This is a genomic window from Streptomyces sp. NPDC033270 (genome assembly GCF_055576575.1).
Genome location: NZ_JBVIRA010000009.1, coordinates 46,245 through 58,363, shown reverse-complemented (window position 1 = coordinate 58,363; position 12,119 = coordinate 46,245). Strand labels below are relative to the sequence as shown.

The following is a 12,119-nucleotide window of genomic DNA, read 5'->3' as shown; positions in this document are numbered from 1 at the left end:
CGCACCGGGCGGGCGCACCGCGCGCGGAGTCGAGGGGCAGGGACGCGACATGGGGCAGGGGCTGGATCGGCGGAATTTCCTCAGGGGCGCGGCCGGTCTGTCGGCCGCCGGCGTACTGGCGGGGGCGGGCAGCGGAGGGTTCACGGCCGGGGCGGCGGGCCGCCGGCCGCTCTCCGTCCAGGACTGGATGTCGGCGCTCGCCGACGACACCCCCCTGCCACGCCTGACGATCCCCGGCACCCACGACTCCGGTGCCCGGATCGGCGGCCCCTGGGTCGCCTGCCAGAACACCTCCGTCGATGCCCAGCTCAGCAGCGGAATCCGCTTCCTCGACGTCCGCTGCCGGGCCGTCGACAACGTCTTCGCCATCCATCACGGCGCCTTCTACCAGGAGCTGATGTTCGGCGACGTGCTCAACGCCTGCCGGGCGTATCTGCGGGCGCACCCGTCCGAAACGGTGCTGATGCGCCTCAAGCAGGAGTACTCGGAGGTCGGCGCCGAGGAGTTCCGCCGGATCTTCGGCAGCTACCTGGACGACAAGGGCTACCGCTCGCTCTTCCGCCTGGAGGGCGACCTGCCGACGCTGGGCGGGGCGCGCGGCAGGGTCGTCCTGCTGGCGGACTCCGACGGCCTCGGCGGCGTCCGCTACGCCGACCCCTCGCTGTTCGACATCCAGGACGACTACATGGCCGAGCCGTTCGGGAAGTACCCGAAGATCGAGGCCCAGTTCCGCAAGGCCGTCACCGAGCCCGGCAAGCTCTTCGTCAACTACGTCAGCACCGCCGCCCTGCTCCCGCCGCGCTCCAACGCGGACCGCCTCAACCCGCAGGTCAAGGCCCTTCTGGAGGGCTCGGAAGGCAGTTCCTGGACGGGCCTTGGCATCGTCCCGATGGACTTCCCGAACGCCTTCGGCCTGGCGGAGACCCTGATCCGGCACAACGCGGCGGTACGGGACGCACGGCTGACGCGGTGAGCGCCGGGCCCACGGCCCGTGGTCACCCGGATGGGCGAGTCGGCCGCGTTCCGGCGGTCGGGGGCGGTGCGGCGCCGCCGCCGGCCGCGCCATGGCCGCCGGGCCGGGGGCCATGGGCGTCGCGAGGGTCGCCCTACGGGCCGCGCCCAGCATGATCTCGTCCACCGCGTGCGGTGATCCGCCCTCGGTGATCAACCAACACGGTCCCCCCTGCATCAGACTGAGTGAAATGTCTGGTTCCGGTGGCGATCCGGCGTCCTGCGGACGCCCCGGCTGATGCGGCGAGGCGGCTGTTGGTGGAGACGAGCGAACGCGGGACCGCGCCGGCGGCGTACGGCGTGGGCGCGGCGGCCGAGGCCTGCCCGGGTCCCGGCGGGCCGACCTGCAGGGGTCGGGGCCGGGCCGGCGTTCCGCTGCGCGCGACGATGGCGCTCGGAGTCCTCACCGTCGTGCTGGGCAGCACGGCACTGGCGCTGAGCACGCCCCCGCGCGATCCGTTCCTGGCCGCCGGGGACAGCACCACCGGCTCGTACCTCGCGACCCGCGCCGACGGCGACCAGGCCGCCGCCTCCGTGCTCGCCGGGCCGTACGCGGAACGGCCCGGTCCGCCCGTGACGCTCCGGCGCGGCGGCGGGACGACGGCTCCCCTGCCGGTGTCCCGGCCGCTGCAGGCGGCCCCGGCGGCGCCCTCACCGGCGATCGGTGCGCTCTTCTCCCCCGGCGACGACGGTGACCCGGCGCACCACTGCACAGCGAGCGTGGTGCACGCCCCCGCCGGCGATCTGGTCGTCACCGCCGCGCACTGTGTGCACGACGGCGGCTTCCGCACCCGGCTCGTCTTCGCGCCCGGTCTCCAGGACGGGATCGCACCGTACGGCCTGTGGGTGCCCACCCGGATCCACGTCGATCCGCGCTGGATCAGCGACCGGGACCCCGACCACGATGTGGCGTTCCTGCGGGTGCGCAGACCGGGGCGGGCCGGCGGCCGGATAGAGGACCTGACGGGCGCCGAGCGGATCCGGTTCGACGCGCCGCCCGGGCGCCCGGCGCTGCTGACCGGCTACCCCTCCGACCGGGACACCCCGATCGGCTGCCGGCACACGGCGGACGCCCAGGGCCCTTCCCAACTGCGCTTCCGATGCCCGGGGTTCCCCAACGGGACGAGCGGCGGGCCGATGCTCACCGACCTGGACCCGGCCACCGGCACCGGCTCGCTCATCGGGGTGGTCGGCGGTCTCGACGAGGGCGGCGACGACCTCGTGTCGTACAGCAGCCGACTCGGCGCGGACGCCGCCGCCCTCTACCGACGCGCGACCGCCGAGCCGGCCCCGGCCCCGCCCGTCAGGCCCCGCGCGGCACCACGGTCTTGAGGACCGACGGCAGCGGGTACCAGTCGGCGGTGGCGAAACTGGCGTGTGCGGCGGCCAGCTGGTTCACCCGGGCCAGCGCCTCCGTCTCGGTCGGGCGGGTGCCGTCGATCGCCGGAGGCACGTGGTGCGCGTCGGTCATGATCAGGAGGTAGTGGCGGGTGTCGTACCAGGCGGTGTCGATCGAGCCGTTGAGGTACGTCGCGGCGTCGCCGTCGAAGACCACGAACCAGGGGCGCAGCGCCGGATCCTGGTAGCGCTCACGGGGGTCGCCGGGAGCCGCCCCGTGCACCGCGGGGAAGGCCGTGGACTGCGCCAGCCGCCCCTGCCCCGCGAGGTCCTTCAGATGCCGGGCGTACTCGACATCGGTCCACAGCTTGTCGAGCGGGTTGTTCTCCTCCAGCGTGCCGGGTATCAGCTCGAACAGGAACTTTCCGGCCAGGTCGGCGCGCGAGGGCCAGCCGCCGGCCCGCACCGCCTCGTCGGGCGTGGCGTGCCCGGAGGTCAGGTCGCCCGGCCCGTAGACCGCGTCGCCCAGCTTCTGCCGTATCAGCGCGTCGAACTCGGCCGGCCCACGCCCGCCCTTGGCGTTGAATCCGTCCTTCATCTCGACCTTGACCAGGATGGGGCGGTGGCCGGGGTGCGCGTCGTGCCAGGCCTTCATGTCGGCGAGGCAGCCGCCGAAGTCCTTGTTGCGGTCCTTGGTGCGCAGCTCCGACGCGTGTGCGGCGCCCTCGCAGTTGTTGTTGTTCCCGAGCGGGTTGCTGTGCGAGACCCGCCAGGACCGGCCCAGCCCGTTGGACCAGAGGTCGAGTTCGAGCAGCGCGGCGCCGGAGTCCAGCGCGTCCGCGAAGTAGGGATACTTCTCCTTGTCGTAGGCATTGTGGACGCCCACGGACGTGCTGGTGCCGTACGTCATGGCGGCGGCCGGCTCGGCACCCGCCGGTCCGGTCACCGCCATCATCGCCGCCGCCGCGGCGGCAACCGTCCCCACACACCGCTTCCCGTTCATGAGCCCCGCTTCCCCTAGGTCCTCGGCCGGTCGGTCGCCCGGTCGATCGGGCGCCAGCGTACGGGAGTTGGCGGCGGTGGGGATCACAGGGTGGGTGCAGCGGACGCACACGGCGCACGGCACCGGCCAACACCGGCCAGCACAGGAGGACGTATGACCGACGCAAACACCAACGCAAACGCCAACGCACACCCGCACACCGAGGCGGGCGCCGACACCGGCACCGGCACCGATGCGGCGAGCACGTCAACGGGAACGGGAACGGACGGAAGGGGAACGACGACCAGGAAGGCCCCGCGCACCGGCCTGCCGCTCGCGGCGGCCGTCCTCACCGGAACGGTCGCGCTCTACATCGCGCTCGTCGCCTTCGGCAATATCACCGACTTCGGCACCAACCAGCAGTTCGTCCGCCATGTCCTGGCCATGGACACCACGTTCAAGGATCCGGACCTGATGTGGCGGGCCATCACCTCACACCCCCTTCAGGACGCCGCGTACGTGGCGATCATCGTCTGGGAGACGCTCGCCGCGCTGGTGCTGATCGCCGCCACCGCCCTGTGGACCGTCGCCCTGCGGCGCGGCGACGACCTCGCCCGCGCCCAACGGACCAGCACCCTGGGCCTGCTGATGATCCTGCTGCTGTTCGGCGCGGGCTTCATGGCGGTCGGCGGTGAGTGGTTCGCGATGTGGCAGTCGGAGACCTGGAACGGCCTGGAGGCGGCGGCCCGCAACATCACCGTCGCCGGGATCGCGCTCGTGGTCGTCCACCTTCCGGTCCGGAGCGGACGCCGCGGAGGCGGGGAGTAGCCTCCTCGGCCGCCGCCCGCCTCACCACGCGATCCGGTACCCCGTCAGCCAGTCGTCGGCGCCGGCGCTGCCGCGCTCGGGGGCGCCGTCCGGGCGCGAGGGGCGGCCGGTGGCGCCCGACGCGGTGAGTTTGGCCATCCCGGCACTGGCGGCGACGACCTTCTCCACCCGCTCCCGGCGCAGCTCCTCGTACGCGACGAAGGCGCTGCGCGGATCGGGCCGGTCGCGCAGGCACTTGGCGAGGACCACGCTGTCCTCGATGGCCATGGACGCGCCCTGGGCGGCGTTGGGAGCGGCGGCGTGTGCGGCGTCGCCGAGGACGACCATGGTGTCGGTGTACCAGGCAGGGGTGGTGGCGATGTCGTAGGCGTTGGAGGCGATGACGCGGTCGCCGGTGGCGCGGACGATGGCCGCGGCCGGAGTGTCGTCGTCGGAGAAGAGCCCGGCGACCCTGGCGCGCCAGGTTTCGGGGGTGGTCATCGGCGCTTGGGTGCGGTCCAGTTCGGTGCCCGGCACGTTGGCGAACCACCAGACCTCGCCGTCCGGGGCGCGGGTACAGCCGAAGAAGGCCCGCTTGCCGAAGATCATGGTGTAGGTGTCCGGTGCGAGCGGGACCTCGGCGTCGCGGGTGTATCCGCAGACCGTGTTCTGGCCGGTGTAGCGGGGCCGCGGCGCGGCCGGGTCGATGAGGGTGCGGGTGACGGAGTGCAGTCCGTCCGCGCCGATCAGCAGATCGCCCTCGGCGCGGCTGCCGTCGGCGAAGGCCGCGACCACCCGCCGGCCGCCCGCGCCGTGCACGGTCTCGGCGCCGACCAGCCGCTTCCCGTGCCGTACGGCGATCCCGCGGCGCGCCGCCTCGGCGTGCAGCACCTGGTAGAGAGTGGCCCGCCGCAGGGTGCGCGGGCCGAGGTCGGTGCCCTGTTCGGTGCCCGCGATGGGGCGCTCCCCCAGCCGCGCACCGTCGTTGCCGAGGAACTCCACCCGCTGCGCCGGGAAGGAGTTCTCGACGACCGGACCGTGGGCGTCGATCACCCGCAACGCTTCGAGGCCGTTGGCGAAGACCACGAGAAAGGCGCCGACATCGTCGGCGCCGGTCGGGTACGCCTCGAATATCTCCGAGTCGATGCCCGCCTTGTGCAGGGCCATCGCGGTCACCGCCCCCGCGATGCCGCCTCCGATGATCAGGGCTTTGGTCATGCCGGTGTCCCCCCAGTCGGGCCGCCGGCCGGGTCATGGCCGACGGACGGTGCGGCCCGTGTCGGCCGCACCGTCCCACCTTGTCCCCAGCGGGCCGGAAGATCCAGTCCGCCTGCTCGCCCGAGGCGGGGGCAAGCACTCGCGAAGCGGGCGGACCGGCCGTCAGCCGCCCGCGTACACGTCCTCGATGTAGCGGCCGGAGGCGGTCAGTTCGCGCAGCCAGGCCTCGGACTCCTGCGGGGAGGCGCCGGTGTGGGCGGCGTGCAGCGCGCGGAAGGCGTCCCGTACGCCGGGCGCCATCCGGCTGCCGTCACCGCAGACGTACACCCGCGCACCGGCCTGCAGCAGCTCCCACACCTCGGTGCCCTCGGCGGCGATCCGGTGCTGTACGAAGCGGTGGCCGTGCTCGGGGCGGGCGCTGAAGACCGGGCGTACGGAGACCGCCCCGGCGGCCTCGGCGGCGGCGAACTCCGCGGCGTGCAGGAAGTCCGCGGTGGGGTCGTCGCAGCCGAAGTAGAGCCGGGCGGGCCCCTGCCGGCCCGCGGCGACGCGGTCGGCGATCGCGCCGCGGAAGGGTGCCAGGCCCGTGCCGGCGGCGACCAGGATGACGGGCGTGTCATCGGCCGGGTCGAGGCGGAAGGCCTCCCGGCAGGGCTGGATGCGGGCCAGGACGGTGTCGCCGGGCCGCAGGGTGTGCAGATGGGACGAGCCGGTGCCGCCGGGCAGCAGCGAGACCATCAGATCGGCGTGCCGGGGGTCGGTGGCGGGCGAGGAGGACACCGAGTAGTGCCGGATGCGCAGCGGCGGCAGCAGCTCCAGGAGAGTCGGCCAGGACAGTGCGCCGCGCAGCGCCGGGTGCGCCTCGACCAGCTCGATCAGGGTGCGCGGATCGTCCTTCGCGAGTGCTTCGAGAGCGTGCCGCTCGGGCGGGCAGGGGTTGTGCGCGGCGAGCACCGCGACCTGCCCGGGTGTCGGCCGCATGCCCAGTTCGAGGTGGTGGGTGAGGAGTTGGCGTACGGACACCGGCCGGTCCAGGGGCAGGGTGTCGCGGCCGGGGCGGTTGCCGGCGTGCAGCGCGAGGACGGTGTCGAGGTCGACGCCCAGGGCCCGGGCCGCCCGCTCGACGGCCTCGGGGGCGTTCGCCGGCAGCACCGCGAGGTGGTCGGCGGTGCGGTACTCGACGCCGTCCGGCAGCGCGAGCCGCAGGAAGCGCTTGGGCCGCGGCCAGTCCCGCGCGGTCAGGTCGTAGGCCTCGGTCACGGTCATCGGGGTGAGGTCGTGCCGGGCGGCGAGCGCGTCGAGCGGGCCGCCGGTGACCTCGGTGACGGTGTAGCCGGTGTCCTGGGCGCCCGGGGTGCTCGCGCCGGCGCTGGCCGGGTCGCCGTACCGGGCCAGCAGCCGGGTCCGCAGCGCCGCGGTGAACTCCTGGACGGTGCCGTTCAGATCGCCGGAGGCGTCGGCCTCGGCGCGCGGCAGCAGCCGGTGGCCGCCGAGCGCGTCGAGCCGGTCGTCGACAAGGGTCGGTATGTGCTGGTAGGTGGCGGCCCAGTTGCGGTCGCCCACGCCGAGGACGGCGAACGGGACGTCCGCGGCCGCGCCGTCGGGCGCGGTGTTCAGCCAGCGGACGAAGGCGGCCGCGTCGTCGGTGGGCTGGCCGTTGTAGGAGGCGGCGACGATGACGACGGGCCGGTCGGCGGGCAGCGCGCCGGCGTGGGCGTCCAGCGGCGCCACCTCGGCGGCGAAGCCCAGGCCGGTGGCCTCGTCGCCGAGTCGTTCGGCGAACTCGCGGCAGGTTCCGTAGTTGCTGCCGTGCAACAGCAGCAGCCCGGTGCCCTGCGGGACCCGGGTCGGCAGCTGCTCGTCGGCCGCCGGGTCGCCCGCGCCGCCGGCGGCGTTGCCGGAGAGTCCGGGGAGCCCGTCCAGTGCGGCGCGCACCGCGGCACGGTCGGCGGGGGTACGGGCGGCCAGGGTGAGCGTGAACCCTTCCGGCTTGAGCGTCAGCGTCTCCTTGACGCGCAGCCGGTAGCCGCGGTGGTCGATCAGCCGGTAGCGGTGCACGAGCAGGGCGAGCAGCATGGTCGCCTCGTGCAGCGCGAACTGCCGCCCGATACAAGCGCGTTCACCGGTCCCGAACGGCTTGTAGGCATGCGGGGAGCGGGCCGCCTCGGCCGCCGGGCTGAAGCGGAAGGGGTCGAACAGCTCGGGGTTGTCGCCCCAGGCCGGATCGCGGTGCAGCATCGGGGTGAGCACGGTGACCAGGTCGCCGGCCTTGAGCGGGTAGCGCCCGCCGAGCAGGGTGTCCTCGGCGGCCTGGCGGGTGAAGGCGGCGGCGGTCGGCCACAGCCGCAACGCCTCGTTGAGGACCTGCCGGGTGAACGGCAGCCGCCCGATGTCCTCGAAGGCGGGGTCGGGGTCGGCCTGGTCGCCGAAGAGTTCGTCGGCCTCGCGCTGGACCATGCGCAGCGCGAGCGGGTCCTTCAGCAGGTGGTAGAGGGCGAAGGAGAGCGCGCCCGAGGTGGTCTCGTGACCGGCGATCAGGAAGGTGATGACCTGGTTGCGGATGTTGGCGAGGTCCAGGCGGGGACCGCTCGGCTCCGCCTCGCCGCCCTGGTCCCGGGAGCCCAGCATCAGGCCCAGCAGGTCCTCGTCGCCGCTCTCGCCGCTCGCCGTACGGGCGGTGATGACCTCGTCGACGACGGAGGCGAGGTAGTCCGCGTCGGCCCGGAACGCCGCGTCCTCGGCCGAGTGGTCGGCGTCCGGGTCACGGGAGAACTTCTTCCCGCTCCATTCCAGGCAGCGCACCATCGCCTCGACGAACGGATGCGCGCCCTCGCCGCGGGAGAACGACTCGAAGTCGAAGCCGAATCCGGCGAGCCCGATGGTGTCCAGCGTCATCCGGGTCATGTCCTCGGCGACCTCGACGGGCGTGCCGTCGGCCACCCGCCGGTCCCAGGCGGCCATGACCCGGCGGGCGACCTTGAGCATGGCCGGGTGGTAGGTGCGCATGGAGCCGAGCGCGAAGGCGGGCATCAGGACCTCGTGGGCCTTGGCCCAGTTCGGCTCGTCGTTGTAGGCGGTGAACAGACCGTCACCGGCGAACTCCCTGACGTTCTCCAGGATGAGCGACACGCCCTTGGCGAAGCGGTTCTCGTCGGCGACCTCGGTGACCAGGTCGAGCGAGGTCAAAAAGAGCGTCTCGCGGTCGCCGAGCTTGCGCCGGAAGACGGGGCCGTGGATCCGGGCGAGGTCCATGGCCTGCTGGATGGGCGTCTTGGTGATACCGGCCGCCGTGATGTCGGCGACCGGAATGCCGTCGTCGGCGACGCGTTCGTCGCTGTGGAGCGCGATGGTGTCGGTCATATCTCCAGCGTGAGGGGCCCGGCGTGCCGCTCGCGCCCCGGCAACTGCATGATTGTGCAGTGGTTTTTCGCTGCTCGCTCTTGCGCGCGGACCTGAGAAGGGGCAATGAACGACGGGACTGCCGACGACATGCCGGGGGCGGACCCGCCCGCCGGGCACAAACCGCCGTGTGCGCGCGGCCCTGTCGCCGACCACTCCGGGCCGTACACGGGCGGCCCGTGGCGCAACTACTTCCTGATCCTGCTCGACCGTATCCCCACGCCGACCGCGGTGTGCCGGGCGGACGGCGAGGTGCTGATCGCGAATCCGGCGATGGCCGGCCAGTGGGGCGTGGCGCCCGGGCAGCTGCGGGGCCGCAACCTGCTGGATCTGTTCAAGCCCCGGGCGGCGGAACAGCTGCGGCGGATCGAGGAGGCCGTGCGGCTGGGCCACCGCTCGCGCTATCCGGTCGAGGTGCACTGGCGGGCCGGGTCCGACGGGGCGGAGCGGGAAGGGGAACTGACGGTGGATCCGGTCGGCGATCCCTCCGAGCAGCCGCCCGCGCTGCTGGCCCTGCTGCGCGTCCGCGAGACCGCCCCGCCGCCGGCGGCACCGCGCGGCACGGCGAGCCCGGTCGAGGCCCGGATCCTGGCGCTGGCCGCCGGCGGCGCGACCACGGCGGCGATCGGCACCGCGCTGGGACTGACGGTCGACGGGGTGAACTACCACCTCGCCCGGCTGTCCCGGCGCTGGCGCGTCCAGGGCCGTACCGCGCTGGTCGCCAGGGCGTATGTGCTGGGCGTGCTGTCGGCGGACAGCTGGCCGCCGGCGCCCGCCTGAGCCGTCCGGGCGTACGGGCCGCGGCGCGCGGACCCGGGAACCCGCGGGCCGCGTCCCGGGGGGCCAGCGGCCGCCGGCACACATGTGCGGATAACCTCGCCGGTGTGGAGGAGAACGCAGCCGCGCGGTTCGAGCGCGGAACGGACGGCCCGAAGGTGATCGTCGTCGGCATCGACGGTTCCGACTCGTCGTGGCGCGCCGCCGCGTATGCGGCCGGACTGGCCCGGCGCCAGGGCTCCAAGCTCGTCCTGGTCTACGTCCAGCCGGTGCTGCCGGCCGGGGCGGCGATGGGCGCGCCGGTGGTGGACGCGACGAACGAGGTGGCCGAGGAGCTGATGGCGGAGATCCGCCGGGCGACCGAGCGGCTGCAGGGGATATACGACGTGCGCTGGGAGTTCCACACCCTGCGTGGCGATCCGTACAACGGCATGGTGCAGATGGCCGACGACCTCAAGGCCGACGCGGTGGTGGTCGGCGCCTCGGAGTCGGCCGGGCACCGCATCATGGGCTCGGTCGCGGTCCGCCTGGTCAAGGCCGGACGCTGGCCGGTCACCGTCGTCCCCTAGGGCCTGTCCGCTGGTGGGGCGGGCTGCCCTGAGGCACGGTGGGAGGTGGACGGGCGGAGCGCCGCCCCGGCCGAGGGAGAGCACCGTGACCGACCGCACGTACCGCGTGACCGAGATCGTGGGGACGTCCCAGCAGAGCGTGGACGCCGCGATCCGCAACGGCATCAAGCGCGCCTCGCAGACCTTGCGCAACCTCGACTGGTTCGAGATCACCCAGGTCCGCGGGCATCTCGTCGACGGCGAGATCGACCACTACCAGGTCGGTCTGAAGGTCGGATTCCGGCTGGAGGACTCGGAGTGAGCCCCGGGTGACCGGGAGACCCGGCCGCCGGCTCGAACGCCGGGAGGCACCCGGCGGGCCCGCCGGCAGGACGACCGGCCCGGGCCCCGATGTGCGGCCCGATGGACACCCCTCACGTGTATGTATCCCGGCGAGTCCCCGGCAGTACTAGGGAGTCGCCTTCCGTAGGCGCCCGCGAGGGTCCATGATGATCCGCCGTCGGACCACGACGGAGCGATCCTACGGAGGGTTGACGCATGGGGCTGCGCGCGGGACAGGGCGTATGGCGCCGCAAACCGATCGAACACATTGAGGAGCCGGAAGGCACCGCCAGCCAGCAGCTGACCCGGGCGCTCGGCCTGTGGCAGCTGACCGCCATCGGCGTGGGCGGCATCATCGGCGCGGGTATCTTCACCCTGGCCGGCACCGTCGCGAACGGAAAGGCCGGACCCGCGGTCCTGATCTCCTTTCTCATCGCGGGCATCGCGAGCGCCGCCGCCGCCTTCTCCTACGCCGAGTTCGCCGGGCTGATCCCGAAGGCGGGCTCGGCCTACACCTACGGCTACGCGGTCCTCGGGGAGCTGGCCGGCTGGTTCATCGGCTGGGACCTGCTGCTCGAATACACCGCGATCGTCGCGGTGGTGGCCATCGGCATCTCGGGCTACTTCGGCTTCCTGCTCGGGGAACTGGGCCTGGACCTGCCCGCCTGGATGCTGGGCGCGCCCGGGACGGGGCCGGGCCACCGCGTCGACCTGTTCGCGGCGGTGCTCTGCCTTCTGATCGCCTATCTGCTCACGCTGGGCATCAAGAACGCCGCGCGCTTCGAGACGATCGTGGTGGGCCTGAAGGTCCTGGTGGTCGTGGTGGTCATCGCCGTCGGCTTCTTCCACATCGACACCGGGAACTACCACCCCTTCTTCCCCTTCGGCGTGAGTGGCGCGTTCACCGGAGCGGCCACCGTCTTCTTCGCGGTGTTCGGCTATGACGCCATGAGCACCGCGGCCGAGGAGTCCAAGGACGCCCAGCGGCATATGCCCAAGGCCATCATGTACTCGCTGGTGATCTCGATGGTGCTGTACGTGCTGGCCTGCCTGGTGCTGACGGGTATGCAGGACTACAAGTCCATCGACCCGGAGAGCGGCTTCTCGTCGGCGTTCAAGGCGGCGGGGCTGACCGGGCTCGCGGACGTCATCGCGGTCGGCGCGATCATCGGCATCCTGACCGTCATGTTCACCTTCATGCTCGGGGTGACCCGGGTCTGGTTCTCGATGAGCCGGGACGGCCTGCTGCCGAAGTGGTTCGCCAAGACCAGCCCCAAGCACCATGTGCCGACCCGGGTGACCTGGATCGTCGGCTTCGCCTCCGCCCTCATCGCGGGCTTCCTGCCGATCGGTGAGGCCGCCGAGCTGACGAACATCGGCATCCTGCTCGCGTTCGTGGTGGTCTGCGTCGCGGTGATCGTGCTCCGCTACAAGCGCCCCGACCTGCCGCGTACCTTCCGTACGCCCGGGATGCCGGTGGTACCCGCGATCGGCGTGTGCTTCTCGATCTGGCTGATCACGTTCCTGGCGTGGCAGACGTGGGTGCGGTTCGCGGTCTGGTTCCTGATCGGCCTCGTCGTCTACTTCGCGTACTCCTACCGGCGCTCGAATCTGGCCCGGGAGGGCAGCGAGAGCTCCGGCGGCGAGGGCGCCGGCGGGCCGGTCTGAGCCGGCGGTGGCGGTGGACCAGATCCGGT

General features: G+C 73.0%; 10 protein-coding genes. 7 read left to right on the top strand and 3 right to left on the bottom strand.

Features of this window, described 5'->3' with window-relative positions; genetic code table 11:
• The first annotated feature begins 49 nt into the window (after window positions 1-49).
• Both ACZ5XZ_RS15260 and ACZ5XZ_RS15255 read left to right on the top strand, forming a co-directional pair.
• Complete coding sequence (locus tag ACZ5XZ_RS15260) at window positions 50-973, top strand: phosphatidylinositol-specific phospholipase C (RefSeq protein ID WP_468977957.1); 924 nt, start codon at window positions 50-52, stop codon at window positions 971-973.
• A gap of 296 nt (window positions 974-1,269) precedes the next feature.
• On the top strand, window positions 1,270-2,343 hold the full coding sequence (locus tag ACZ5XZ_RS15255) for a trypsin-like serine peptidase (protein ID WP_468977955.1): 1,074 nt from the start codon (window positions 1,270-1,272) through the stop codon (window positions 2,341-2,343).
• On the opposite strand, the gene ACZ5XZ_RS15250 is transcribed toward ACZ5XZ_RS15255, so the two are convergent.
• On the bottom strand, window positions 2,315-3,352 hold the full coding sequence (locus ACZ5XZ_RS15250; protein ID WP_468977953.1) for a phosphatidylinositol-specific phospholipase C domain-containing protein: 1,038 nt from the start codon (window positions 3,350-3,352) through the stop codon (window positions 2,315-2,317). The two genes, ACZ5XZ_RS15255 and ACZ5XZ_RS15250, sit on opposite strands and share 29 nt — an antisense overlap.
• A gap of 153 nt (window positions 3,353-3,505) precedes the next feature.
• Here ACZ5XZ_RS15250 and ACZ5XZ_RS15245 point away from each other — a divergent pair, with 153 nt between their 5' ends.
• Entirely contained in the window at window positions 3,506-4,159 is a 654-nt protein-coding gene (locus ACZ5XZ_RS15245; RefSeq protein ID WP_468977952.1) for a DUF2165 domain-containing protein, read from the top strand.
• A 21-nt stretch (window positions 4,160-4,180) separates the two neighbouring features.
• On the opposite strand, the gene ACZ5XZ_RS15240 is transcribed toward ACZ5XZ_RS15245, so the two are convergent.
• Entirely contained in the window at window positions 4,181-5,356 is a 1,176-nt protein-coding gene (locus ACZ5XZ_RS15240; RefSeq protein ID WP_468977950.1) for an FAD-dependent monooxygenase, read from the bottom strand.
• A gap of 162 nt (window positions 5,357-5,518) precedes the next feature.
• Complete coding sequence (locus ACZ5XZ_RS15235; protein ID WP_468977948.1) at window positions 5,519-8,716, bottom strand: cytochrome P450; 3,198 nt, start codon at window positions 8,714-8,716, stop codon at window positions 5,519-5,521.
• Between the two features lie 105 nt (window positions 8,717-8,821).
• On the opposite strand from ACZ5XZ_RS15235, the gene ACZ5XZ_RS15230 reads away from it, so the two are divergent.
• The 4 genes from ACZ5XZ_RS15230 (at window position 8,822) to ACZ5XZ_RS15215 (ending at window position 12,090) form a co-directional block, all read left to right on the top strand.
• Window positions 8,822-9,535, top strand: a complete 714-nt coding sequence (locus ACZ5XZ_RS15230; RefSeq protein WP_468977946.1) for a PAS domain-containing protein — start codon at window positions 8,822-8,824, stop codon at window positions 9,533-9,535.
• A 104-nt stretch (window positions 9,536-9,639) separates the two neighbouring features.
• On the top strand, window positions 9,640-10,101 hold the full coding sequence (locus ACZ5XZ_RS15225; protein WP_468977944.1) for a universal stress protein: 462 nt from the start codon (window positions 9,640-9,642) through the stop codon (window positions 10,099-10,101).
• 85 nt (window positions 10,102-10,186) lie between these two features.
• On the top strand, window positions 10,187-10,402 hold the full coding sequence (locus tag ACZ5XZ_RS15220; protein ID WP_399145158.1) for a dodecin: 216 nt from the start codon (window positions 10,187-10,189) through the stop codon (window positions 10,400-10,402).
• A 236-nt stretch (window positions 10,403-10,638) separates the two neighbouring features.
• On the top strand, window positions 10,639-12,090 hold the full coding sequence (locus ACZ5XZ_RS15215) for an amino acid permease (RefSeq protein WP_468977942.1): 1,452 nt from the start codon (window positions 10,639-10,641) through the stop codon (window positions 12,088-12,090).
• The last annotated feature ends 29 nt before the right edge of the window (window positions 12,091-12,119 follow it).

Coding starts and splice junctions, on each gene's coding strand:
- ACZ5XZ_RS15260 (WP_468977957.1), top strand. CDS start 50: ATGGGGCAGGGGCTGGATCGGCGGAATTTCCTCAGGGGCGCGGCCGGT.
- ACZ5XZ_RS15250 (WP_468977953.1), bottom strand. CDS start 3,352: ATGAACGGGAAGCGGTGTGTGGGGACGGTTGCCGCCGCGGCGGCGGCG.
- ACZ5XZ_RS15245 (WP_468977952.1), top strand. CDS start 3,506: ATGACCGACGCAAACACCAACGCAAACGCCAACGCACACCCGCACACC.
- ACZ5XZ_RS15240 (WP_468977950.1), bottom strand. CDS start 5,356: ATGACCAAAGCCCTGATCATCGGAGGCGGCATCGCGGGGGCGGTGACC.
- ACZ5XZ_RS15235 (WP_468977948.1), bottom strand. CDS start 8,716: ATGACCGACACCATCGCGCTCCACAGCGACGAACGCGTCGCCGACGAC.
- ACZ5XZ_RS15230 (WP_468977946.1), top strand. CDS start 8,822: ATGAACGACGGGACTGCCGACGACATGCCGGGGGCGGACCCGCCCGCC.
- ACZ5XZ_RS15215 (WP_468977942.1), top strand. CDS start 10,639: ATGGGGCTGCGCGCGGGACAGGGCGTATGGCGCCGCAAACCGATCGAA.